19 protein-coding genes and 1 pseudogene are annotated in these 24,093 nt (G+C 57.7%); 7 read left to right on the top strand and 13 right to left on the bottom strand.

The features are described 5' to 3' along the window. Positions 1-531 precede the first annotated feature (531 nt). Positions 532-1,368, top strand: coding sequence for a hypothetical protein (locus Enr8_RS08610; RefSeq protein WP_146430504.1), 837 nt, complete (start codon positions 532-534; stop codon positions 1,366-1,368). 228 nt (positions 1,369-1,596) lie between these two features. Next, positions 1,597-1,827: a hypothetical protein gene (locus Enr8_RS08605; protein WP_146430501.1), complete on the top strand. Its 231-nt coding sequence runs from the start codon at positions 1,597-1,599 to the stop codon at positions 1,825-1,827. Between the two features lie 146 nt (positions 1,828-1,973). Here Enr8_RS08605 and Enr8_RS08600 read toward each other — a convergent pair whose 3' ends face one another. Next, on the bottom strand, positions 1,974-2,438 hold the full coding sequence (locus Enr8_RS08600) for a hypothetical protein (protein WP_146430499.1): 465 nt from the start codon (positions 2,436-2,438) through the stop codon (positions 1,974-1,976). 247 nt (positions 2,439-2,685) lie between these two features. Here Enr8_RS08600 and Enr8_RS08595 point away from each other — a divergent pair, with 247 nt between their 5' ends. From Enr8_RS08595 to Enr8_RS08580, 4 genes are all read left to right on the top strand, one after another. Next, the gene (locus tag Enr8_RS08595; RefSeq protein WP_146430496.1) at positions 2,686-3,273 is read left to right on the top strand and encodes a recombinase family protein; all 588 of its coding nucleotides are present in this window, start codon (positions 2,686-2,688) and stop codon (positions 3,271-3,273) included. Continuing rightward, complete coding sequence (locus Enr8_RS08590) at positions 3,270-5,462, top strand: recombinase family protein (protein WP_146430494.1); 2,193 nt, start codon at positions 3,270-3,272, stop codon at positions 5,460-5,462. Before Enr8_RS08595 ends, Enr8_RS08590 begins: the two co-directional genes overlap by 4 nt. 134 nt (positions 5,463-5,596) lie before the next feature. After that, complete coding sequence (locus tag Enr8_RS08585) at positions 5,597-7,504, top strand: FAD-dependent oxidoreductase (protein ID WP_146430491.1); 1,908 nt, start codon at positions 5,597-5,599, stop codon at positions 7,502-7,504. A gap of 36 nt (positions 7,505-7,540) precedes the next feature. Further along, positions 7,541-9,622 (top strand): FAD-dependent oxidoreductase, encoded by a 2,082-nt coding sequence (locus tag Enr8_RS08580; protein ID WP_146430489.1) that lies wholly within the window; start codon positions 7,541-7,543, stop codon positions 9,620-9,622. 98 nt (positions 9,623-9,720) lie between these two features. On the opposite strand, the gene Enr8_RS08575 is transcribed toward Enr8_RS08580, so the two are convergent. Continuing rightward, a complete protein-coding gene (locus Enr8_RS08575; protein WP_146430485.1) occupies positions 9,721-10,095 on the bottom strand; it encodes a carboxypeptidase-like regulatory domain-containing protein in 375 nt (124 codons plus the stop codon). Between the two features lie 24 nt (positions 10,096-10,119). Continuing rightward, positions 10,120-11,085: a DUF1559 family PulG-like putative transporter gene (locus tag Enr8_RS08570; protein WP_146430483.1), complete on the bottom strand. Its 966-nt coding sequence runs from the start codon at positions 11,083-11,085 to the stop codon at positions 10,120-10,122. Positions 11,086-11,939: 854 nt separating this feature from the next. Here Enr8_RS08570 and Enr8_RS08565 point away from each other — a divergent pair. After that, complete coding sequence (locus tag Enr8_RS08565) at positions 11,940-13,286, top strand: hypothetical protein (protein ID WP_146430480.1); 1,347 nt, start codon at positions 11,940-11,942, stop codon at positions 13,284-13,286. Positions 13,287-13,312: 26 nt separating this feature from the next. Here the strand turns inward: Enr8_RS08565 and Enr8_RS08560 are convergent, their stop codons facing one another. The 10 genes and pseudogenes from Enr8_RS08560 to Enr8_RS08515 all read right to left on the bottom strand — a co-directional run bounded on the left by Enr8_RS08560 (position 13,313) and on the right by Enr8_RS08515 (position 24,078). Next, positions 13,313-14,446: a prenyltransferase/squalene oxidase repeat-containing protein gene (locus Enr8_RS08560; RefSeq protein WP_146430478.1), complete on the bottom strand. Its 1,134-nt coding sequence runs from the start codon at positions 14,444-14,446 to the stop codon at positions 13,313-13,315. Next, positions 14,443-15,522 (bottom strand): prenyltransferase/squalene oxidase repeat-containing protein, encoded by a 1,080-nt coding sequence (locus Enr8_RS08555; RefSeq protein WP_146430475.1) that lies wholly within the window; start codon positions 15,520-15,522, stop codon positions 14,443-14,445. The genes Enr8_RS08560 and Enr8_RS08555 overlap by 4 nt, the downstream gene beginning before the upstream one ends. 459 nt (positions 15,523-15,981) lie before the next feature. Then, the gene (locus Enr8_RS08550) at positions 15,982-16,683 is read right to left on the bottom strand and encodes a LacI family DNA-binding transcriptional regulator (RefSeq protein WP_146430473.1); all 702 of its coding nucleotides are present in this window, start codon (positions 16,681-16,683) and stop codon (positions 15,982-15,984) included. Between the two features lie 82 nt (positions 16,684-16,765). Further along, a complete protein-coding gene (locus tag Enr8_RS08545; RefSeq protein ID WP_146430470.1) occupies positions 16,766-17,383 on the bottom strand; it encodes a hypothetical protein in 618 nt (205 codons plus the stop codon). Beyond that, positions 17,356-18,051, bottom strand: a pseudogene (locus Enr8_RS08540) (sodium:solute symporter family transporter); the annotation flags it as partial. The gene Enr8_RS08545 and the pseudogene Enr8_RS08540, both read right to left, overlap by 28 nt. Positions 18,052-18,086: 35 nt before the next feature. Continuing rightward, a complete protein-coding gene (locus Enr8_RS08535) occupies positions 18,087-19,292 on the bottom strand; it encodes an HD domain-containing phosphohydrolase (RefSeq protein ID WP_146430465.1) in 1,206 nt (401 codons plus the stop codon). 16 nt (positions 19,293-19,308) lie between these two features. Next, the gene (locus Enr8_RS08530) at positions 19,309-20,505 is read right to left on the bottom strand and encodes an HDOD domain-containing protein (RefSeq protein WP_146430463.1); all 1,197 of its coding nucleotides are present in this window, start codon (positions 20,503-20,505) and stop codon (positions 19,309-19,311) included. Further along, positions 20,480-21,721: an HD domain-containing phosphohydrolase gene (locus Enr8_RS08525; RefSeq protein WP_146430460.1), complete on the bottom strand. Its 1,242-nt coding sequence runs from the start codon at positions 21,719-21,721 to the stop codon at positions 20,480-20,482. Before Enr8_RS08525 ends, Enr8_RS08530 begins: the two co-directional genes overlap by 26 nt. Further along, positions 21,718-22,935 carry a hybrid sensor histidine kinase/response regulator gene (locus Enr8_RS08520; RefSeq protein ID WP_146430458.1) on the bottom strand — a complete coding sequence of 406 codons (1,218 nt, stop codon included), beginning with the start codon at positions 22,933-22,935 and terminating at the stop codon, positions 21,718-21,720. The genes Enr8_RS08525 and Enr8_RS08520 overlap by 4 nt, the downstream gene beginning before the upstream one ends. A 12-nt stretch (positions 22,936-22,947) precedes the next feature. Next, complete coding sequence (locus Enr8_RS08515) at positions 22,948-24,078, bottom strand: sensor histidine kinase (protein WP_246120052.1); 1,131 nt, start codon at positions 24,076-24,078, stop codon at positions 22,948-22,950. Positions 24,079-24,093: the final 15 nt, after the last annotated feature.

The following is a 24,093-nucleotide window of genomic DNA, read 5'->3' as shown; positions in this document are numbered from 1 at the left end:
TTCGTGAAGAATGGAACACGGAGGCCACGGATAAATGACGGGAGAACACGGTAAGAAAGGAAAGAACTCAATGATGTTCGGCACGAAATTTGCGCCATGCCAAACAGGCGTTTTGATACGTTTGTGGGTGCCGAACATCATTGGGATGGAGTTCCGAAAGTCATGATCGGGTTCGGTGGGTCTTGGCTCATCCCCGGTTGTTTGTGCGTGGGATGTTCAACATGACCATCACCAGAGCCGCCGCATGAGGTTCCCATCGCCACGGACGGCCCCCCAATTCCCGGCCCCGGTCATTCAAGCCCACAGGGAGCCAGCCAGCAGCCTTCTTGGGGCTTTCTGCCCGGTTTCGCCGTCTTGGTTCGGGACAGGGGTGGCTACCACAATAGTATAAGGGAACAACACGACAACGGGACGAGCGAAAATCAACAGAGGGAGACTATCATAGGGGAGCGATGGAAGCAAAAAGACCATGCCGCTTCGGGGCGGCATGGTCTTGAAAATCGCCTACCTTGAAGCAGTCAGCAGACGACGGTGAACCTTGTGCAGTATAGTAGTAATCAACAACCCAAAATCTACCAAACAGACCCGGTTTACAGCAAGCCGAGTCAGTACAAACCGAAGGGATGGACAGACTCCACCCTCGGATACATCAACGAAGCCAAGCAATGGGCGATGTGCATTCTGAAAAACCGCCAGATGATGAAGCGGCCCTACACTTGGGCAGTTCACATCAATCTGAATGAAGAACTGCCAGCCAAAGACATCGGCCCCATGTGGGACAAAGCCAAACGGAAGTTGAAAGAGCGGGGAATCGTCTGCTTGTGGGTGCGTGAACCGAACAGCTTGAACAAGGTTCATTACCACATCATCGTCAAAAACCACATCAGCGAAAAAGAACTGAAAAAGGCCATCGACGAAGCCATGCCATCAAGGAAGTTGGTGAAGTGGCGAAAGCGGGTGGAACCAATCATCAACGAATGGCGGTTGGCCTATTACATCGTCAAAGCCAAAGTGAAGGGCCGCACCAAGAAGGGCAAATTGGTGAATGACCTGTACCGCCACAAGCGGCTGTTGTTCAAGCCCAATCTACCATTCCGCAAGATCGGCACGATTGGCGACTTTTGGGAGCAGGGCAAGAGCAAGACGAAGCTTTGGGACGACATCAAGGCCACAGAACAGCGGATTGCCAAAGGACTTGAAGACCCGAACGTGGGACGCCTTGCCGAGTACGTCCATGAATGGATCGGCGGCTACTATCCTTTGGTGAAAATCAGACGCTCATTCGGTTATTGGTCGGACACGCCCGCCATTCAGGACTGGATTGACTCACTAATAGCGACAGACTGGACGGGAGAATGGCGTTATTAGCAGTGTTTGCTGTTCCCACTGGAACTTCAAGCCATGAGCCGACTTGGAAGCCGTTGTAGGAGTGTTGTATGTAGTTCCCAACGGGGCTGGCCTGACCCGCTTGTGTTGCAGAATAAACAATGGAAGAACTCTCTGCAAAAAACTCTCAAAGCGGTTCCATGCCCCCGGCCTCTCCATCGGCTACGGTCGGGTTTCTTTTTATTCGTGGTCACCGCCCTAAATACTCGCATGAAGTTCAAGACGTTCAGCGAGTATGTTCAATGGAGAGAAGGTCTGTTGGTTCCCGACAAGCTCCGGTGGGTAGGAATGCCCCGCATCAATACCACCGGCATGACCAACCAGCAGCGACGGAACCTGATGCTGAAGAAACCGCCAACGCCGTTTAGACCAACCATCCCAAAGGTTTCGCAGATTGTTCCAAACATGACCGTCAACAGGATCAAGCCACACGCCCTGTAATCAATGTGCGTTCGTGCCAAACAAGAAAGGCCAATGACTTCTGCCATTGGCCTAATGCAAAACCGTCTCATCTAGGTTTTTTTCCTTTTGTCCTCGTCGTCTCATACGGCGAGAGATTCTTGTTCATTCTTGTTCGCACCAAGCTACTACTTCGAGCCGAATTTGTGCGTACCAAAGTTGATCTCGTGACGACGACGACTGGCTTTAGTTCGGAAGGCACATTGCTTCTCGACCTTGATTTCACGCCCTTCAGAAGTCCGAATTGTGACCGTGATAGTGCAGTTCCAATGGTTCGATCGTCCGTAATCCCCATCTTGTAAAGCACAGATGATTTCGATGTTTTGACCATTCACGTCAACATCGAGTTTCTCATTGAATTCTTGTTTGTCACCATTGTTCCAGTCTTCTCCAGCCCCACGCTTGAGATGGAGAATTTCGGTTTGACCTTGTTTGACGACAACTTCAAATTGAGAATCTTCTTTGTCGTCCGTGGTTGTGTGGGCTTTCACTTGGACAGTCGTGATCTTCTCCGCAGCGGAAACCATGCCAGCAGAAAGCAGCAACAAAAGCATCGCCACTGTGGCAAGACCAGCGTTCATCATGCGTTGCATCTCGAACCTCCGAAAAGTTGGGAGCAAGTGCGAATGAAGGAACTCCCCTCACACGATCTTGCTCAGACTTGGTGTACAGGATACCCCCCGCCCGGCCTGACAACAAGGGTCTGCCCAAAAAACGGTTAAAAAATCCCGCCGAAACCCGTCTCCGAGAGCCATTGGAAATCAGACACTTGGCCTTTACCCTACTTGACAGGTTCTCCCATCCCGGTAGAATACTCCGAACGAAAGGAGAACCGTAGACATGACCATCGCTTGTTACGTTCGGGTTTCCAGCCGCCGCCAGAAGGACGACAGCCAGCGGGCCGAAATCCAGAAGTGGCTGGACGCCAACGGCATCGACCCCAAGCAGGTCGAGTGGTACTCCGACAAGGAAAGCGGCAGAACCACAAAACGGCCAGAGTTCGACCGGCTCCAAGCCGACATTTTCCACGGCAAGGTAAAAACCGTGGTATTGTGGAAGCTGGATCGGTTGTCCCGGCGTCTACGGGATGGTGTGACCATCCTTGCGGATTGGGCCGAACGTGGTCTGAAAATCGTCGTTGTGACCCAGCAGATTGAGTTCAATGGAGCCATCGGGCGAACGCTCGCCGCCCTACTCTTGGGGCTGGCCGAAATCGAGTGGGAATACCGCAAGGAACGGCAAGCGGCAGGCATCGAAGTGGCCAAGAAAAAGGGCATCTACAAGGGCCGCAAACCCGGCACGACAAAGAAGACACCTGACCGTGCTAAGGAACTTAGAGACAAGGGATTGACCGCCGCCGAAATCGCCACGGCTCTTGGCGTGAGTGAGCGGACGGTGTTCCGATATTTGGGCAAGGAAGCAGCATGACCACCAAGACGAAAGATAATACAAGCACTCCGACCGCCACCATCAAACTGACGGCCTTCATCTACATTCGAGTTTCAACCCCAAGTCAAGAAGTCGATGAACAGGTCAGGATGATCCACCAGTACGCCGCTGACCACGGCATCGAAATCATCGCTCAATACGGCGACTATCAGAAGCGGCACAAGTCCGACCAGCGACGTTCATTTCAGGCGATGTTGAACGACATCGAAACCCTGAAACCGAACATGATCCTTGTTCAACGTCTCGACCGATTTGGAACCGCCGACAGTGATGAACTTGGGTACTTCATCACCGTCTTGAAACGGGATGGGGTTCGGCTCATCACGGTCATTGATGGCAAAGACCGCAGCAAGGGCGACATGGAAACCGCCATCTTGAACGCCGTCGCCGCCTGCCAATCTCGCCAAGAGCAAATTGACAAAGCCGAGCGAGTTCTGTTCGGGAAACGTCGCCGGGCTGTCTTGGGTGAGTATGTTGGCTCCAAGTATCTGGTTTACGGGTTCGATGTGGTTTGCATCGGCAAAGATGGCCAAGAGAAGTGGCGAATGGTCGAAGATAGTTGGGACTGCCGCATTAAGTACACCCTGAATGATGCCGGGGAATATGTTGAAGTCGAGCGGTATGGCAACGAGATTGAGAAAGACCCCAACGGCATCATGCCCGACAACGAAGTTCGCCACCGACCGTCAAAGGACTCATCCGACCGGCTGTTTTACTCACCGTCCATCAGGCAAGAGAGAGTGGACACGCTACGCCGCATCTGCGAATGGTTCGATGTTGGTTGGAAGACCTACCAAATTGCCAAGCAGTTGAACGCCGAAGGCATCAAGCCGGTTCATTCCGACCATTGGTATTCGGCGTTCATTGACGGCCTCTTGGCCAACACGGTTCTTGTCGGACGCCCTGCATGGAACCGAACCAGCCAATCCACGTTCCGTCATCTGGAAAGTGGTCTGATTGTCGAAACCGAAGAAGACACGAAGGGTGCATATCGCCAACACGACCGGGAAGAATGGTTCCAACCTGACGATGAGGTTTTCGAGCCATTCATTGATCCTGAATTGTTCGACCGCATTCAAACCAAGCTGGAAGACCGAAAGCAAGCGACCCCGAAGCGGTCGCCCCGAAGTGAACAACTCTGGTTGGGCGGCTTGTGGTGGGATGAGGAAAGCGGCCTCAAATTGGCGGGAAATAGTCAAGGCAAACACTTCAAGGTCAAACATCCTGACCATACCGACAAGAAGCTGACGTTCAAGGAAGCGGAGTGGTTCATTGGCCAATATCTTGATGCCATTGGCCAGCGGATCGACACATTGGGCAAAGCTGTTGAAAGCAAGAAGTTGTTGGAAAAGTTGGCTACCGAAGAATGGCTGAAAGAGCTTCGGTTCGAGTACATCGTGTTGGAAATCGAAAGCTACTTTGAGAGCCAGTTGAACGAAGGGATGAACCGGGTAGGTGATGTGGAAGTTATCGTAGACTACGACGACGAACGCAATCTCATCATCACAACGGACGGCGACTATCTGGAACTCTACTGCCAGATGGTCAAGGAGGACATGGAGCAAAATCAGTCGGCAGTTCAGGACAAGATGGATGAACGAAAGCGGCTGACTTTGGAACTGATGGCCATGAAAGACAAAGACCAATTTATCATCGACACCTACAACGACCGCATTGCCCAACTGAGCCGGGAAATCGAAGCGGCAACGTCGGCCCCTGATTTTATGGCATGGTGGAGTGAAGTTCACGCCGAAGTGAACTTGTTGCGGGAGAAGCAGGCCCAAGTCAAGGAGTCCATCGAAAAGGGCAGCTACATCCAAAAAGCCGAAGCCATCCGCAGCCTGATTGACCGCATCACCTGCCATTGGGAAACCGTCCCGACCACGGACGGCAGGTACAAGAGCGGCCAAAAAACCATCTGCCGGGCCGTGACCATCGAAAGCAATGCCACGGCGAAGGACATGGACGGCCAGCCGATTGAAACCATGACTATCGAAACTCCATCGGGAAAGAACTTGTCAAAATGGAGTTCGTTGGAGGTCGCCACCGCAAGCAAGATTGAAGAATCCCCGATTCCCGCACCTTTGTTTCCTACCGTGCTATTCCGCGATTCATCCGAGGCCTCCGTGTTCCATTCTTCTGGAGTCGCCAAATCGCCTAGATTTTAGGCTCGCACCTTTTGGGCTACTATTCCATAGTCGAATCTCCCTCGATTTGAGAGTAGGATAGTCATTCCTACCTAATTGCCGACTTGCGGACGCATTTCCCTCACTTGCGTTTCGGCCTATACCTGGGAGCCCCCATGAAACTCACCACTGGTTCGCTGCTGTTTCTCTTGACCTTCGCTTCGTTCGCTTCCGCCGCGGCGCGAGACGTCAAAACCGACGTCTGCGTCTATGCTGCGACTCCGTCTGGGATCTTGGCGGCAATTGCCGTGAAGAAGGCGGGACGCGAGGTCGTGATCGTCGAACCAAGTCGCTGGATCGGCGGCGTGCTGGGCGCCGGGCTGAAGCCGATGCAGGACTGTCCCAACTATGCGGCGACCGGCGGAATGACGAAGCCGCTGCTGAAAAGCCTGGGTCAACCCAAGGAGGGTCGGCGACTTTCGACCGCCGAGCTTAGCCCGAAACAAATTCGCGCGGATTTTCAGGTGCTGCTCGATCAGTACGAAATCCCGGTGATCTTTGAACATCGGATCGGCGCCTGCCAAACGAAAGACGCCGCGATCCAGACCGCCAGCTTTGATCTCGCCCCGTTCGACGAAACCGGCTGCCCGCCCGCCGAACCTACCCAACGCGACGATCTGCGCATCACGGCCAAAGTCTTCATCGACGCTGGTTACGAAGGGGATCTATTGGCCGCCGCGGGTTGCGAATATCGCGTGGGACGCGAATCGGCCGAAGAGTTTGACGAGCAGGCAGCCGGCGTTCGCCCCGTGGTGCAGAAAACGCCGATCGATCCCTATCGCATCGCGGGCGATCCCGCAAGCGGTTTGCTATCGATGGTCAAAGCCGATCATGGGTTGCCGATTGGCGCTGGGGATCAACATACCCAGGCCTACAACTATCGCTACTACACGACCAACGATCCGCAGCATCGCCTGCCAATTCCGGTTCCTGCCGACTATGCGGCGGAAGATTACGAGCTGGTCGGTCGCTACGTCGCCTATTTGGCCGAACAAGAAAGCGATCCGGAGAAACTGCGGAAGCGGCTAATCGGCATCTGGCCGGGCTGGCGGAATTCGCGGGAATGGAACTATCAGCGCGATTCGTTAATCTCGATGGCGCCGCTGGGGATCAGCCAAGAGTACGCCGCCGGCGACTATGCCGACAAGGCCGGCGTCTGGAAGGCGCATCGCGACTATTTGGCTGGCCTGCGTCATTTCATGGCGACCGATGCTCGCGTGCCGCAGTCGTATCGTGACGAGGTCGCTCAGCTCGGATTCGATGGCCGGTATCATCCCGACACCGCCGGCTGGCCGCATCAGCTTTACATTCGCATCGCCCGCCGCTTGAAGGGACGCTATACGATTACCGAGCATGACGTCTACAACCGCCGCCAGGTGGAAGACCCGGTCGCACTCGCCCAGTATGGCATCGATACCTATCCGTCCCGCCGTATCATCGTGAAAGAAGGAGACAAGACCTTCGTCGCCAACGAAGGAAACATGTTTGTCGGCGGAAGTAAGGGGCCGACCAATGTGCCGTATCCTGTTTCGTATCGAGCGATCACGCCCCAGGCCGACCAATGTACGAATCTGCTGGTTCCGATTTGTTTCTCGGCGACGCACCTGGGATATGCGTCTGCCCGAATGGAGCCGGTCTTCATGATCGCCGGCGAATCGGCAGGCATCGCCGCCGCCCAGGCAATCGCAGAAGCGAAGCCGGTCCAAGAGATCGACATGCAAAAGTTCGCCGGCTCGCTGGCTGCCGCCGGACAGAAGCTGCAATGGGATCCGGCCGTCGACCAGAACGGAGGTTCCGGCGGCGCTCGGCTCGACTTTGCTACCTTGTTGAAAGAATGCGACCAGGATGACGACTCGTTGGTCTGCGCCGCCGAGTGGAGCGTCGGCAAGCCGGGCTACGATTGGCTGTTCGCCTTCATCGACGCCGACAACAGCGGCCACATCGACGGCAAGGAGTACGCATCCTTCCAGGATTACAAAGCGAACAATCCAAAATGGCGCGAACTTCTGCAGGCCAAGCAATAACGCCCCGCATCCATTCGTCTCCAGGAGAAGGCCCTCGTGAAATCGCCGCTTACTTCGCTGATCGCTACGCTGCTGCTGACTGGTTCCGTTTTCGCCGCTCCGCCGGCTTCGCCTGATCGCACGTTTGATGTGGTCGTGTTTGGCGCTACGCCTGGCGGGGTTGCGGCCGCGGTCGCCGCTGCCCGCGAAAAAGAGGTCTCGGTCGCCCTGGTCGAGCCGCTCGACATCGTCGGCGGTGTGATGAGCAGCGGACTGAGCTTTAGCGACTCGAACCAAACCGACCGACGCGTGTTGCTGGGCCTGTTCGAGGAGATCCATCAGCGCATCGAAAAGAAGTATGTCGCGCGCGGCGTCAAATTGCCGTATCAGGTCAAGGTGAAAGACCATTCGTCCTGGACCTACGAACCGCATGTCGCTGAGAACGTCTTTCACGAGATGCTGCAAGAGGCGGGCGTCCAGGTTTTCCTTAGCGAAAAACTGGTCGATGTCGAAAAGCGGACTAGTAAGATCGTCCGCATCACCACCAACCAAGGCGCCTTTCGCGCCCAGACCTTCGTCGACGCCACCTACGAAGGGGACTTGATGGCGAAGGCTGGCGTCCCCTGGACGATCGGTCGCGAAAGCCGGGACAAGTATGGCGAGTCGCTTGCCGGCCGGCAGTTCCCCAAGTCGGTGGTGACCAACGTCAATCCGTATGACGACAATGGCGATCTGCTCCCGCTGATGACCGCCAAGAGCGCCGGAGATGTCGAAGCGGGCGACCAGCGGGTGATGACCTACAGCTTTCGCTTGTGTCTGACCAAAGATCCGGCCAATCGCGTGGCGATTGAAAAACCCGCCAATTATGATCCGGCGCGATACGAGTTGGTCCGGCGGTACGTGACCGCGCATCCGCCGCGGCGGCTCTTGTTCGATTTGTATCCGCTACCGGGGAACAAGCTAGACGGCAACAACAGTATTGGCGGGCAAGTCTCGATTGGCTTAGTCGGTGGACCGAACGAGTGGTGCGAAGCCTCTTACGCCGAGCGCCGCCAGATTCAACAAGATCATCGCGACTACACCGAAGGGCTATTCTGGTTCATGGCGAATGATCCCAGCATGCCTGAGAACCTGCAGGCCGAAATGCAGCAGATGGGCTATTGCCGTGACGAGTTCGCCAAGTGGGGCCATTTTCCGCCGGTGTTGTACGTGCGGGAAGGGCGTCGCATGCTGGGGCGTTATGTCCTGACGCAGCGCGACGTGCTAGAGCAGTTGCCGCATGAAGATTCGATCGGGGTCAGTTCGTTTCCGATCGACTCGCATGACGTGCAGCGCGTGCCAAGCGACGATGGCAAAGGCTATGTCAACGAAGGGACGATCTTCCCGGTTCGCATCCCTGGCCGCCGCGTCGGTTACGCCTATCAAGTGCCGTATCGTGCGATCACGCCGCAGGAGCTGGACTGCGACAATCTGTTAGTGCCGGTCGCCCTGTCAGCGTCGCATGTCGCCCTCAGTTCGGTGCGGGTTGAGCCGACCTGGATCATGCTCGGCCAAAGCGCCGGGATCGCCGCCGCGATGGCGGCCAAGCGGCAGGTCGCCGTTCAAAAGCTACCCTATTCCGAACTGAAAGAACATCTGCAAGCGGCCGGGCAAGCGCTCGACCTGTTGCCGTTGCCCCCCATGCCGAAACCGAAGCCGCTCGCCCAGGCGATTCCCCTTAACAAGCTGAATGGGATCGTGCTGGACGATGATCAGGCCGAAAAGATCGGCGTCTGGTCGCACTCGACCAATTTCCGGCCCTTTGTCCATCAAGGTTACGTCCATGACGGCGATGAAGGGAAGGGGACTCGCAAGTTGGTCTTTCGGCCTGAGATCCCCAAGGCGGGCAAGTACGGGCTGCGTCTCGCCTACTCGCCCCATCCGACGCGCGCCGCAAATGTGCCGATTACCATCGAAACCGACGGCAAACGTCAGGTCGTGTTGGCGGACGAAACGCTAGACCTGGACGCCGGTGAGCGGTTCCGCACGGTGGCGACGATCGATTTGCCAGCCGGCAAAGAGACCACGATCACCATCAGCAACGAAGGTACCGAAGGCTTTGTGATTTGCGACGCGCTGCAGCTGTTGCCAGTGAAGTAGGGGAGAAGGGGGGCGGAATCGAAGTTGCGACGTGCGCACGATCCCGCGCCCCCAGGTCTCCTCATCCAACGGTCTGGATTCTAATAGTCGAGCTTGGCCTACATGCCGAGCTGGAACTCAAACGTCGTTTGTTCCTCCGACACGACCGCCTGTAACGGGCTTTCATTGCCGGCGTAGGCTTCAAACTCGGCGGCGATTCCCTGGCCATCCATCGACATCCGCAGCACGCTGACGGTGTACTCGCCCGGCATCAGTTCAACGACCGTGAACTCTCCTTTTCCGTTGGTCACGCCGCGGCCCATCGTTCGCGTGTGGGGCGACTTGAAGGTGACCTCCGCTCCCCGGCAAGGCTTGCCGTTCATCGTGATCGAGCCAGAGACGTTAACCAGTTTCTCGACCACCGCCCGTTGGCTACAGGCGCCGGCTATCACCGATACCAGCGCCATCGTCAGGCAGATGCTTTTCCAATTCATGACCAATCTCCTGAAAATGGCTCACTACGGAAACTGAATCACTTCTCCGCCATTGGGCGTTCCCATGGCAAACCACATTTGGCCGTCGACTGTGTCGGGGATGAAGCGGACGCTGCCGTCCATGAAACCCCCATTCACTCCGCCCGGGTGAAAACTGCCGACGGTCGACAGATTGCGGGCCCAAGTGCTGGAGCCCCACGTCGCCTTCGGGCTATTCGGGGTTCCATTCGCGTTGATCGTATAGCCGATGCTCGAAACGCTTTGCCCGTTGAACCAACTGCGGGCAAACTGCCATTTGCTGACGCCGTTCTCCAGCACGTAGTCGCGGCCCGGCGCAAATTCGCCGATCACCATCGTGTTACTTAGCCCGTCGGTGATCCGCGTCATTCGCATTTCGGGCGCGACCAGCTTCGCCTGGTCCAGCGGCAACGGGGTTGAGCCATCGAAGGTATGTTTTAGCCCCCAAAAGATCGCAAAGACGCCGCCGTTGGGCGGGCTATATCGTCCACACTGGCCGTAACCATGGCTCGACATCGAGACCGGATAGTTGTTCGGACCATCGGTCGCCAGGTAAGGCCCGATCTCGGCGCTGGGACACTCGTAGGCCGATACTCGCGTCCGGCGTACCCCGGCGTTCTGCGACGCCTTCATGCCATACAAAAAGTCGACCTGATCAAACAGGTTCTGCTGTTCCAGGAAGGGAAGCAGGAAGGTGTGAATCGTATGGGCGTACGGATTGTTGTCGTCGCCGCCGCAGGTCGACGCGGTGGTGGTGTGATCGACCGTCACGCCGCGGGGAATATTGCCGCCGGTCATATCCATATAGTTGTGCATCGCCAACAACATCTGCTTTTGGTTGTTGGTGCAGTGGGCGCGGCGAACCGACTCGCGGGCCATCATCACTGCGGGGAGAAGAAGTGCGATCAAAACGCCGATGATGGCGATGACCACCAACAGCTCGACCAACGTAAATGCTTTGCGCTTCGTCATGGAACGATCCCCAGAAAAAAGATAGGTGGGAGAATTAGTACGCTCGCAAGAAGTCACCTCGATAGGAGGTTAGAGCGGTTTTCCTCCATCTGTATCGTTCTGGCTGGTTGCGGCCGCGCTGGTCGGCGTTGACCTGCATCGACGAATCTTGAGGATTCGCCTGCTTCGGTCGCCTTGACCAGCTGGCCTCACTAGCGCCAGAAACGCTACAGCTATCAGAAAAACGCTCTAGAAGGGCAACGCCGGTTTCGGCGCCGTGCAATGAAAGCGGTGCGACGAACGTACAGGGACGTTTCGCCGGGGAGTCAGACAGGATTCGCCAACTGCCAAAAGCGAATCGAATCCGCCAGGGAGGTCGTTTGCAGGGCTTGTCGAACAGGAGGGGGAAGCGAGCGATTCTTACGTGAAACGAATTTTTATATACTCGCGTAATATTTTGTCTTTCGCCCTGAGGTTAAACTTTCTCCCCCCCTCCGGTAAAGAAAAATCCAAGTGCCGGCGCAAAGTTTTTGAGAAGTTTTCCGGCGTTTCGCCAGCTAATATTTACTATGACGTAGGTAGATACGTCATAGTCGCCCAAATCGGCTACATAAGCCATCGCTTAACGGCTGCCTGCTGAACAGCTGGCAATTTGGCTAACAGTCCGTTGATTTTCTCAACAGGCTGCGTGATCGCAGGGATGCGATCCCAAAATAGCGACGTAAGTCGTTATTTTGCGAGCCGCGAAGAGCTATGCTCTGAGCCTGGCGAGGTTGGAAAATGCCACGAGGGCATTTTTCAACAGGCAGCTAAGCGATGACGTTTCGCCTCGTGCCCCACCACCATTTTCACTTCCACCTCAACATTGGCTTACCATGCTCCATTTCCACCGCCCACTGATTGCAGCAGCGCTGCTGTTGGTTTCGACCGCGACGTTGTTTGCTCAAAACCCGCCTTATGACAATCCGCCCGAAGTCGCGCCCCCATACTATCGGGTTCGCTACGAAGCTTCGGACAAACCAGGCGAGCTGATCTATCCGGTCGCCTACACCGTGTGGGTTTCGCCCCACATCAAGACGCTTCGCGGCGTGATCGTGCATCAGCATGGTTGCGGCGAAGGGTCATGCAAGTCGGGACAAACCGGCGCCTTTGACCTGCACTGGCAAGCGCTGGCCGCCAAGTACGACTGCGCGCTGCTGGCCGCCTCGTACGAACAGCCGGAAGGAACCGATTGCCAGATGTGGTGCGATCCCCGCAACGGCTCGGACGCTGCGTTCCGAAAGTCGCTGGTCGATCTTGGCGCGCAAGCCGGCCATCCCGAACTGGCGACCGTCCCCTGGGCCCTGTGGGGACATAGCGGCGGCGGACATTGGTGCGGCGGTATGGTGATGCTCCATCCAGAACGTATCGCCGCCGCTTGGCTGCGCTCGGGCGTGCCATTGTTTGAAGCGATTGAAGGCCGCAACATCAAGCCGCACGAATTGCCGCAGGAAGCCCTCGCCGTGCCGCTGATGTGCAACCTCGGAACCAAAGAAGGGGTCACCGTCATCAACGGCCGTTTCTCGGGCGCTTGGAAAAGCAACAAGACGTTCTTCGCCGCGATGCGTGGCCAAGGCGCCCTGTTGGGCGTTTCGATCGATCCGCTGACCAGTCACGAGTGCGGCAATCAACGTTACCTGGCGATGCCCTGGTTTGACGCTTGCCTGGCCGCTCGCTTGCCCGAAAAGGGGGGCCAGCCGCTTCGCCCGTACCCAGTCTCGCAGTCGTATCTAGCGCCATTGCCAACCGATGAAGGCAAGGCGACCGCCGCCGTTCCCGCCAACCAATATCACGGAGACAAGGCGACTTCGATCTGGCTGCCAAGCAAGCAAGTCGCCGCTGATTGGCTGCAGTACATGACCGACACCAAGGTAGCCGACAACACGCCGCCGCCGACGCCGACCAATGTGAAACTCAACGGCGACCGGCTAACCTGGGACGCAATGGCCGACCTGGAAAGCGGCGTCGCCTACTTTGTGATTGAGCGCGATGGCGAAGAAGTCGCTCAGGTCCCTGAGAAGCCGACCAACCGCTTTGGTCGCCCGCTTTACCAAGGCCTGCAATACAGCGACACGCCGCAGGTTCCGCTTGCCAAGATGCAAGCCACCGTCAAGCCGGTCGCCGGGGACGCCAACCCTTACCAAGTCCGCACGGTCAACACCGCCGGATTGAAATCGGAGTAGGGCGTCAATTTGAAGCTGGCTGCCTTCTACTTCGGTCGACTGAGCGCCGACATTGCCTCAATCGCGAAACTAGTTGCGACCAGCGGGTCGTCTTCTCGCATCCAGGGAAGTGGATTTCGCCAGCAGCCATCAACCTGTTGTGACCGCCGCAGCGAATGCCAAACGGTGAGACGCGCGTGCCCTGTCGTCGTCAATGAAGGCAACCGCGACAGGGCCGCGGCGGCGTAGAAAAACAAGCCTCCCTGGACGCGGTCGATCTGCCCCACATCGACCGGCGCTCGGGAAAGCCGCGGCAACGGCATTGCGGCTAACGCCGACGTCGCCAAGCGAAACGAGTTGTCTTGTCGGTGCGGGTCGCAGGCCGCCAGCGCGAGCAGCCCGTCGCAAGTCGCCGAATGATAAGGCAGCGCATGTCGTTTCCCATTCGTTGCGACATCGAAGCCTGCCTTGTTCAAGGGCGAGTCGAACGCCGCGGTATACGTAAATCCTCCCACCAGCTTCGACTGCGGATCGTTGTACTGCAGCCGCCGAAGATAAGTCTCGGCGGAGGTTCTCATTTCGGGCGTGATCGCATCGGCGGCGCGTAGCGCCTGCAAGACATGAGAAGTGATCGAAATATTTGCGGCCGCCGCGGATGGATCGGCCTTGACCTCCAAACCAGGCGCCCATCCGCCAAAATCGGCGTCGCCAGGCAGATAGCCATGACGACCAATTCGCTGTCGGTCGATTAGTTGCGTAACTAGACGTTCACGAAGTTCCCGCTCACTGGTAGATTCCAATTCGATCAGCACCATGATCAGCATCGCGGCGACGTACGTCGGATAGTCGGCTCCAACTCCCAACGAATCATCTCGCGAGAATTGGTCTTTGAGAAATTGCACTCCCTTGCCAAGTGCTGAGACCACTTTCGGCTCGGTCGCTTTCCATGATCGAACTAACGCAAGGGCGGCCAGAGCTGTCGTGCCGATACCTGATCGCAACTCCGAATAGGTGCGCGATCGCCAAGCGCCATCGGCCGACTGGTGTGCGATCAGCCAGTCGATCGCCTGGTCGACCGTCGCTTCTCCCATGCCTCGGGACTTTTCGCTTTCGACGGACCAAGCGACTGTTGGCAACGTGGCGCCGGCCGCCGCTATCGACAAGAATCGACGGCGGTTCATAAATCGCTGACCGAGAGATGGTAGTTGGTCGACAACAGGGTCATCAGCGCCGCCGCAGTGCAGAACGTCCGGTCCCTAATGCAATGATGTCCCGTCCAGCTTCCGTCGCCGTTTTGCAGTCGGATCAGCGCCTTCCGAACATGGGGATGCCACTGGGCCCACTCAGCGTTGTCGGGCTCCTTCAGCATGCACTGCGTCACCAGGTAATACGACAGGAACTCTTCGCCCCCAGCCAATTCAAACGTCGGCGAACGCTCCTTCGTCAGCGCCAGCAAGTCCTCGACGCTCTGCGCAAACAGCGGATCGTCCCGATAGTCCATCGAGTACAAGACGCGTAGCGACGAAGCGTTTTTGTAGAAGGTGTGCATCCAACCCCCTTTGTCTTTCGACTTGTCGCGGAGACGTTTGATCAGGGCCTCAGCGACCAAACGGGAGGACGCGTTGATTTTGAAACCGGCCGAATGGGCCGAGCGCAGACTTTCCCAACCGAGGACGGTTCCCAGGATCGGCGCCCAACTTTCGTCTCCCCACATGCCGTCGGCGCGTTGGCTTTGACAAATGTGCCGAATCAAACGGTTCAGCGCTTCTTCGATATCCTTTTCGTATCCCGGCGCCTCATAATAGACCTCGCTCAAATAGAGCGTCGCCAGAAACACATCGGCGTTCGCTCCGATCTTGTGCTGCACAAGCGTCTCGGCCTTCGACTCGCCCCCGTCCAACTTGCGACGTTCCACCAGATCAAGTACGCCACCCAAGACGCGGCGACTTTCTTTCGAATACCGTCCCCCGTAAGCCGTGCTTCCTTCGGTCATCAAGGCCAAACCAACCATCGCTGTACAAGCCAAGTTTGACTCGTGGTAAACGTCAGGCCCCACCGTTCCATCTTTGTGAATGGTCGATACCAGCCACGTCAGACCACGATCAATCGTCTTTTTCGTTTCGATATCGGTACGAGCCGGGTTCTCCGCCGGCGGTTGGTCCGCCCAAACTTCACTTTCAAGAGAGACCGCTGAGATTCCGGTCCCATAAAACAAACAAACGAACAAGACGACGTACGGCGAAGTTTTTCCAGTCATGCGATCTCCGGCCCATCCATGGCGCGTAGTTGTGAGGAACTCGCCTCCGCAGATTCGCGGCGTACAAGGCGAGTCTCTACCAACTTGCAAACGTCATACCATCGTTGATTCCCGGCAAGATCGGCCTAACAGTCCGTTGATTTTCTCGACGGACTGCGTGATCGCACGGATGCGATCCCAAAATAGCGACGTAAGTCGTTATTTTGCGAGCCGCGAAGAGCTACGCTCTGAGCCTGGCGAGGTTGGAAAATGCCACGATGGCATTTTTCAACAGGCAGCTAAGAAACGCGAATCGCGTGATAGCGTGTCGAGAAAGTCGCCACCCTAGGCGGCCATTTCGACATAACCGGCGCCCGTAAGACGAACGTCCACTGGGTGAAAATTCAGGAATTCCGCCACTCGAGCGGGTTTAAGCGGCGGAAACGTGATGCGCCCTTACGCCGATTCGCGCACAATCAACTACGGCTCCACCCGCACTTGGCGCTGCTCGGGCGAAAGCTCCGCGCCGCTGATCATCTGTTCGAGCAACGAAACCATCGCCTGCGCCGCTTTTTGGTGCGCCAGGTCGATGGCCGTCAGCGCCAGTCCTATCCGTTGGCGTCCGGACTCCAGCAAGTAATGAGTCGCTTGCCGGGCAGCGCTCACCCGATCGGTCGCTACAAACGCGGCGCCGTCGATCCCTGGATCTTCGTAGAAGATGGTGCAGGGGTGTTGCTTCAGCAGCGCCTCTCGATCGCCAGGCAACCACTTATGAACGGCGCACAGCACGCCGTCGACGCCGCTATTGGTAAACAGCTGGACCGTCTTCTCAAAGCGGTCAGGCGCCACAACCGTGTTGCCGATCAAGGTGCGATTGCCATGGGCGACCGCTTCTTCGTCCAGATGCTGAATCAAAAACGAGCGGAGCGGATCTCCCGCCGACGCGACCAGCAAACCGTATGTATGCGATCGCTTGCCGACCAATTGCCGCGCCGCCAGCTTGGGTTGATAACCCATCGCCTCGGCGACGCTGCGAATCTCGCTCGCCTTCTGATCGCCGACGCCGACCCGACCTCCGCCGGTACCCAGCAAGACGGCCGATACGGCGCGGCGCGAGACGCCGACTCGCTCGGCGATATCGCTTAAACGGACCCGCTTTGGACGACTAAAATCAACAGACATCTTTTCCTAACAGCAGCGTAGCGAAGGGGTAAACCAAGAAACGAGCGATGCGGCCGTTTCCCCTATTGAACCGGTCCGCCGATCAGGTTTCAACCAACGAACTTTCGGAAAGCTCCGTTTCCGACAAATCCTCTTGCGGCGGTTCCGGACTCGACTCGCCGGCTGATGGCAGCAGCTTGCTGAACCCAACGTAAAAAACGGCCCCCGCGAGTACCATCGTCACCACCGCAATCGTCGCTTCACTCCATCGCCCGAGATAGAGCAGCGATAGGGCCAGAATCCCCGCCGAGGCCATCACCGTACCAAACGGTGCAACGACAAAGCCAACGGCGATCCGTCCCTTGGGCGGTCGCGGCTCTCCCGCCGCCTCGGCGACCGGCCCCCAAAAGCCGTACGGGCGAGCGCGACGGTAGAAGTCGATCAGCTGCGGCATCGGCTCCGGCTTGGTCAACAGCGCAACCGTCACCCAGGCGATCAGCGTCATCCCCATCGAGACGAAAATCAACAGGTAGTCGTTGTGCGGGCCAAAGTCGAACAGGTACGGAAACGAAAACCAAGGGTTAGGGAACAGAAACAGCTTGTTGACCACAAAAATCAACGGGCCTCCCAGCGAAGCTGTCAGCCGCGCCCAACCGTTAAATCGCCACCACCACCATTGCGCCCAGTTGGCGGTCAACTCGGCGGAAGATAGACCCAGCATGAAGATCGAGTCTGAATCACATTGGTCGCCGCGACCGCGACCACCACACCCAAGATCAAAATCCCGGCCGAAAAGATCCGCCCCATCAGCAGGTAGTGTTTCGTCGACGCCTGTTTGACCAACGAGCGCTGATAAACGTCATTGACCAACACCTGGGCGCCAAAGTTCATGTTGGAGCTGACCGTACTCATAATCGACGCCAACACAGCGCTTAGCGCCAACCCCAACAAGCCTGGCGGCAAATACTTGGCCAACAGCATTCCGTAGGCTAGTTCCTTTTGCGCTTCGGTTCCCACCTCGGGCCAGTGAACCATCGCGGCCAAGCCGGGCAAGGTCAACGTCGCCAGCAGCAGAAACAGCACCACCATCGTCGAGACGTACATCTTGGCCGACTCTCGTTCGTTTTTATACGATAATATCCGCTGTCCTTCCATCGCCCCGGCCATCGGAGCCGCGTCGCCGCCATAGCCAATCGCGGTTCCCATCGTCCAGGCGGCGATCGCCACAAAGCCAAGCACCTCGTGCCCCATCGGCGGAAAGACGCTGGCCGCCTCGGGTCCGGCCGATTGCTCCAGCGCCGCAAACAACTGCGTCGGTCCGCCAAAATCGACCAACACGATGGCCATCAACAAGATCGAACTGCCGATGATGATCAACGTTTGAAAGAAGTCGGAGGCGACGACGCGGCTCCGATGGCGGCGGCTTAGTTCGCTCCCGCGGGCGTCGTCGCCGTGGCTGGCGTTGCTGCGGCCGCTTCTTTCGGAGCATTCTCAACCGGGCAACGAACTTTGATCGGCTGCTTCACCCCTTGCGCCGACTTGGCGAAGCTGAGCAGCCGCTCGCGAATCGACGGCGAAACCTGCTGACCGCTGGCGACCAGAACTTGCCCGGACGTCGTTTCGACCGCCTCTTCGAACACCATCGAATCGTTCAGGTCGATCAGCTTCACCAGGCGGGTGACGTAGCATGCGTCAACCGCTTTCATCAACAGCGGTAATAGCGACGTATCGTAAGCGCCGGCCCGCGCCGTAAGCTGCGAGATCGCATCAGGGGCGCCGATCCCTTGCGCGGTCAGCGCATCAAAGTCGGTCACCAACTTCAAGATCCGGGCGCCGGTCGGAATGTCATCGCCGACAGCGCCGCCGGACTTCGGCGCGTCCTTACCGTCATACCGCAATCGCTGAGCGCCGATGATCTCGGCAACTCCCTTTAGCCGCGGAATCTTGGCGATTAGCGTTTTGCCGACGCGCGGGTGATCTTCAATCGACGCGGTCTCTTCCGGCGTCAGTGAAGATCCGTTGTAGTAGCGCTGCAAAACCGCCTCCGGAATCGTCACAAAGCCGACTTGCGACAGCATCGCGGCGACGTCGATTTCCCATGCGTTTTGCAGCTTCAGTTGCCCGCAGATGCCGCTGACAGTCCGGCGGATGTGACTGGTGCGACCGAACGCGACCGGATTGACCATCGACAACACTTCGGTCAACAAGCTGACGCTGCCGGCCAACGTTTTCGTCAGCAACGCTTGTTCCGCTTTGATCAATTCGTAGTGCCGCAGGCCGACGTTGATCGCCGCGGCCAGCGCATCGGGCTGGCATGGCTTGTTCAGGAAGCGAAAGATCCGGCCTTGGTTAACCGCGGTCACCGCCGTTTCCTGGTCGGCGTTGCCGGTCAGCATGATTCGCGTGGTGTCGGGGTATTTGTCGGCGGCGTGCGTCAACACGGTCAAGCCGGAAACGTCCGGCATTTGCATGTCGGAAACGACCACCGCAAACGGACCTTCGGCGTCCAGAATCTCCAAGGCACGTTTGCCCCCTTCGGCAACTTCGACCTCAAAATTCTTCCGCAAATGGCGGCGGTAGCCGCTTAAAATATTCGGTTCGTCATCGACCAAGAGAATGCGATTCGTCATCTTTGCTTACCTCTCGTTACATCGCCTGCGTGGCGGCGTGCCAGTGAGCCATTTGCGTCAGAAACTGGGGATCGAGAATCGTTTCGGAGGCGTAAAACACCTGATCATCCAGTCTTCGCCAGCGATCCTCGGTGCGGGTCAACAGGTTGGCCGCCAGCACGGCGGTAATTGGCCGGAAGTCCTCCAAAATCCGCTCGGTCCGTCCCGGCGTGCGGTATAGGTAGACCGCTTCGCAAATCGGTCGCGGCGCGCCCCACAAGCTCAACAAGTAACTGCCAACTTCGGCGTGACTGGCGCCAAAGGTTTCCATTTCGGCCTGCCACAGCGTGATGCCCCGGTCTTTGGTCATCTGCACCGCGTGCCGATATTGGGCGGGCAGACAATGGGCCAGCATCAACTTGCCGATCAAGTGCAGCTTGCCGGCGAACCACGAATCGCACGCCACCTGGCGCGGTTGTCCTTCGATCTCGGCGATGTGCTTGGCGAATTCGGCGACCCGATTGGAGTGCTCGGTCACGCTCTGGACCGAAAAGCCGTCGATGTCGCCAAAGTCGCTCGCTTCGAAGATGCCGACGCTCAACACCAGTTCCCGCAGCAGTTCGACGCCCAGCAGCGACACGGCCTGCTCGGGCGAGGCGACCCGCTTCGGTTGTCCAAAAAAGGAAGAGCTAACCAACTGCAAAATCTTGGCGGTCATCCCAATGTCGGACGCGATGATCTCTCCCACCCGATCAATCGAGGGGGCTTCGTCGCGAAGTTCCTTCTCCAGCGCCGCCAGCGCACTCACCTGGCAGGGGGCGCGATCCAATTGCGAGATCAACTGCTTGATGGTCGAGTTGGGTAGACGTTCGCGCAAGTCGCACGACTGCGAAACGACGTCGGTGATCCGCTCGGCGTCGCAAGGTTTCGACAGGTAGACGTGGGTCGGACCGACCGCGCGATAAATCCGCTCCAGCTCGGACTGCCCCGATAGCACGATCCGCACGATCGCCGGCCAGCGCTGGCGAACGCGGCGCAGCAGTTCGGCGCCATCGATCGATGGCATCCGCATGTCGGTCACGACCACGTCAAACGTAAACTCCTCCAGCAGCTCGATCGCCTCTTGTCCACCCTGGGCGAACTGCATGTCCCATTCCTTGCGGAATCCATGCAGCATTCGTCGCAGCGCTGAAAGGACGTTGCCTTGGTCATCCACAAATAAGATCTTCGTCATGCGACTCTCCTTGCGCGTTGGAGAACGCTGCGACGTTCTGGGCGCTTTGCGAATTGAGGTGGGGGAAGGAAGGGAACCCGATATCGGGCGGGGCGTCGCGGCTGGCCGGCGTATCCGCAAGTTCCGCTTCGAGCGTCAGGATCTCGTCCAGCGAGCAGATAAACGCCTCGTAGACGTCGGGGTCAAAGTGCGTGCCGGCGCCCTGTTTCAAAATCTCCAGCGACTGCACGATGTCGTACGCCGGCTTGTAGGGGCGCGTGTTGCGCAGCGCGTCGAACACATCCGCGATCGCGGTGATGCGCGCCGACAGCGGGATCGCGGCGCCCGCCAATCCGCATGGATAGCCGCCGCCATCCCACCGTTCGTGATGGTAGTGCGCGATGTCGGCCGCCATCTCCAGCAGCGGATCATCGCGAAAGCCGATCAACTCGGACGTCGGATGGTACGAAAAACGGCGGGCGAACGTGAGGAACTTCGACGCGTCATTCAAGATCGCCACCCCAAGCTCGCAGTGGCGTTTCATCATCTCCCATTCCTCTTTGTTCAACTTGCCCGGCTTCAGCAAGATATAGTCGGGAACTCCAATCTTGCCGACGTCATGCAGCGGAGCGGCTAGAAACAGGTCGTCGACAAACTTTTGATCCAGTCCCATGGTCGCCGCGATCGTACGAGCGTAGGCGCCGACGCGGATCACGTGCCGGCCCATTTCCTCATCGCGCATTTCGGCCGCTTTGCCCAGCCGCCAAATGACGTCCAATCGCGACGCGGCCAGTTCGGCCGATTGGTCCAGCACCATTTGCTCCAGCTTTTGAATCCGCCGCGTGCTGAGCAGGTTCTCCCGTTTTTGCCGCAGCACATTGCGAATCCGGGCGCGGAGGTGATGAAAGTCGATCGGCTTGTTGATCAAGTCGGCCGCTTCTTGATCGAGCGCACGCTGCGTGAACTCGTTTTCCAGCGAACCGGTGACGAAAATCACCGCGACTTCCCGCGTCTGATCGCACTCTTTGATCCGGCCCAGCAGATCAAAGCCGGTCATCTGCGGCATGCAGACGTCGGACACGATCGCGTCAAACGGTTCGCGTTGAAGCGCGCTCCACGCCTCGACTGGACAGCTATAGTAGTGGGCGTCCCATTCATCTTCGTACCGGCGCAGCCAACGACGATAAGCGTTCAGGACGTTGACCTCATCATCGACGAATAAAATTCGATTCTTCATAGAGTCGCTCCACAGGGTTCGCTAACTGGCAAGCGGATAAAAAATGTGGTTCCTTCCCCCTCTTTCGATTTGAAGTCGAGCACGCCCCCATGCTTGTCGACGATGGCCGAATAGGTGATCGCCAGGCCTTGTCCGGTCCCTTTGCCGACCGGTTTGGTCGTAAAGAACGGATCAAAGATCTTAGCCCGACACGACTCCGGAATGCCGGCGCCGGTATCCTGCACGAAGATCTCCGCCCAACCGTCCAGCAGCCGCGTCCCCACGGTGATTGTCCCCTGCTGCTCGGCCGAGTCGCCGATCTTGTCGCCGATCGCATGCGTCGAGTTGACGATCAGGTTCAGCAGCGCTTGATTCAGTTCGCCGGGAAAACAGGAGACCTCCTGCAGGTTCTCGTCAAACTGGGTGACGATATCGGCGACGTACTTCCATTCATTCCGGGCGACGGCGATCGTCGTTTCGATGGCTTCTTGCAGGTTGACCATCGTCTTGGCGCCGCCGCCCGGATGCGAGAAGTCCTTCATCGCCCGGACAATCTTGCTGACTTGCTCCACCCCTTTTAAGGTTTGTTCGATCGCTTCCGGAATCTCGTCGCGAAGATAAGGGATGTCGGCGTTGTTCCAGGCTTGCTCGACGTTTTCCATCAGCGCTGGGGTCAAGCTGCCGCTGCGAGCCGCCTTCAGCAGTTCGTCGCATTGGGTGAGCGTATCGTTGAGGTCTTTGAACGCATCTTTCAAAAAGATGGTGTTGTCGCCGACGTATTGGGTCGGCGTGTTGATCTCGTGCGCGATGCCCGCCGCCAGTTGGCCGACCGACTCCAGGCGTTGCGCTTGGGCCAGCTCGGTTTGCAGCTTGATCATCCGGGCGCCAACCGCAATGCGGGCTAGCAGCTCCGCTTCTCGAAACGGTTTGCTCACGTAGTCGCTGGCGCCCGCTTCAAAAGCCCGCAGGATATCATCGGGATGATCTTTGGCGGTCAACAGGATCGCATAGACCCACTGCGACGCCCGGTTGTCGCGCAGCTGCTGACAGATTTCGAGCCCGCTGTAGCCCGGCATCATCCAATCGAGGATCGCTAACCGCGATTCGCCGTTGGAGATCGCCTCGAGGGCGTCCGAACCATTGTCGTACGCGATCACTTCATAGCCCGCTTTGTCCAGCGTTTCCTGAAGCATCGTGCGCACTAGCGTGCTGTCATCAGCGACGATTACCCGCATTAGTTAGTTCCGTTAGTGAAGAGAACAGGTAGAGTTAGGGAGACGCAACGTAAAGGATGCGCCAGCTCCTACTTTGGAGTCGCATTCGATCTCGCCTCGATGTTTGCCGACCACGATCGACCGGACGATCGCCAGGCCTTGCCCGGTCCCTTCGCCGATCTCCTTGGTCGTAAAAAACGGATCGAAGATCTTTTCCCGGATTTCTTCTGGGATCCCGACGCCGTCGTCGCAAATGTGAATCTCGACCCAATCGTTGGTGTATCGCGTGCGAATCGAAATCGTCCCTTTCCGATCATCTCGGGGGTCAGCCGCTTTGCGGATCGCATAGACGGCATTCATGATGATGTTGAGGAACGCTTGGTTCAGGTCGCACGGAAAACAGTTAACCAGCGGCAACGAATCGTCAAATTCAGTGATCACCTCGGCGACGTCGTCCCATTGATTGCGCGAGATCGTTAACGTACTCTGCAGCGCGTGGTTCAGATCGACGGCGGCCTGTTCTTCCAAGCCGGGATGCGAAAACTCTTTCATCGCCCGCACGATCTTGGCGACCGACTCGGCGCCTTCCAGCACCTGCTTGACCGCCAGGGGCGCCTCGGCGATGAAGAATTCCCAGTCCCCGTCAAGCGCCTCACGGCGAAATTGGTCCATCAATTCGGCCGTGGGCGGGTTGGCGGGCGTGGTCTCAGCCAGGGCCGCGACCTGCTCAAAAAAGTTGGTCAGTTCGACGATCGATCGATCCAGATACTGCGCGTTGTCGCACACGTATTGAATCGGCGTGTTGATTTCATGCGCGATGCCGGCCGCCAGTTCGCCGGCCGACTCCATTCGCTGCGCGTGAGTGATTTGCATCTCCAGCCGCTTCCGCTGGGTCAGGTCGCGGAACAGCCCGGTGTAAATCCGGCGTCCTCCCAGAGTCAATTCGCCAAACGTCGCTTCCACCGGCGTTTGAGTTCCATCTTTCCGCAGGGCGATCGTTTCGCGACTTTGGCCGACCAAGGCGAGAAACGAGCGACTCTCAGCCGCTTCCCCAAGCGGATCGCCGGCAAATTCCGGCAGCAACGCTCCGATCCGCGTGGGGCTGGCTGAGTTGACCGAAAACGAGAAGAGTTCTTGGGCAGCGAGATTCATCGTTTCGAGCACTCCGTTGCGATTCAG

The organism is Blastopirellula retiformator (assembly GCF_007859755.1).
GTDB classification, from domain to species: Bacteria; Planctomycetota; Planctomycetia; order Pirellulales; family Pirellulaceae; genus Blastopirellula; species Blastopirellula retiformator.
The sequence above is the reverse complement of the archived record's forward strand: the minus strand, read 5'-3'. Positions and strand labels throughout refer to the sequence as shown.

Excerpts from the sequence above, each read along its gene's own strand:
- Enr8_RS08605 (WP_146430501.1), top strand. The coding sequence starts at position 1,597 with ATGAAGTTCAAGACGTTCAGCGAGTATGTTCAATGGAGAGAAGGTCTG.
- Enr8_RS08600 (WP_146430499.1), bottom strand. The coding sequence starts at position 2,438 with ATGCAACGCATGATGAACGCTGGTCTTGCCACAGTGGCGATGCTTTTG.
- Enr8_RS08595 (WP_146430496.1), top strand. The coding sequence starts at position 2,686 with ATGACCATCGCTTGTTACGTTCGGGTTTCCAGCCGCCGCCAGAAGGAC.
- Enr8_RS08590 (WP_146430494.1), top strand. The coding sequence starts at position 3,270 with ATGACCACCAAGACGAAAGATAATACAAGCACTCCGACCGCCACCATC.
- Enr8_RS08585 (WP_146430491.1), top strand. The coding sequence starts at position 5,597 with ATGAAACTCACCACTGGTTCGCTGCTGTTTCTCTTGACCTTCGCTTCG.
- Enr8_RS08575 (WP_146430485.1), bottom strand. The coding sequence starts at position 10,095 with ATGAATTGGAAAAGCATCTGCCTGACGATGGCGCTGGTATCGGTGATA.
- Enr8_RS08570 (WP_146430483.1), bottom strand. The coding sequence starts at position 11,085 with ATGACGAAGCGCAAAGCATTTACGTTGGTCGAGCTGTTGGTGGTCATC.
- Enr8_RS08565 (WP_146430480.1), top strand. The coding sequence starts at position 11,940 with ATGCTCCATTTCCACCGCCCACTGATTGCAGCAGCGCTGCTGTTGGTT.
- Enr8_RS08560 (WP_146430478.1), bottom strand. The coding sequence starts at position 14,446 with ATGAACCGCCGTCGATTCTTGTCGATAGCGGCGGCCGGCGCCACGTTG.
- Enr8_RS08555 (WP_146430475.1), bottom strand. The coding sequence starts at position 15,522 with ATGACTGGAAAAACTTCGCCGTACGTCGTCTTGTTCGTTTGTTTGTTT.
- Enr8_RS08550 (WP_146430473.1), bottom strand. The coding sequence starts at position 16,683 with ATGTCTGTTGATTTTAGTCGTCCAAAGCGGGTCCGTTTAAGCGATATC.
- Enr8_RS08545 (WP_146430470.1), bottom strand. The coding sequence starts at position 17,383 with ATGCTGGGTCTATCTTCCGCCGAGTTGACCGCCAACTGGGCGCAATGG.
- Enr8_RS08535 (WP_146430465.1), bottom strand. The coding sequence starts at position 19,292 with ATGACGAATCGCATTCTCTTGGTCGATGACGAACCGAATATTTTAAGC.
- Enr8_RS08530 (WP_146430463.1), bottom strand. The coding sequence starts at position 20,505 with ATGACGAAGATCTTATTTGTGGATGACCAAGGCAACGTCCTTTCAGCG.
- Enr8_RS08525 (WP_146430460.1), bottom strand. The coding sequence starts at position 21,721 with ATGAAGAATCGAATTTTATTCGTCGATGATGAGGTCAACGTCCTGAAC.
- Enr8_RS08520 (WP_146430458.1), bottom strand. The coding sequence starts at position 22,935 with ATGCGGGTAATCGTCGCTGATGACAGCACGCTAGTGCGCACGATGCTT.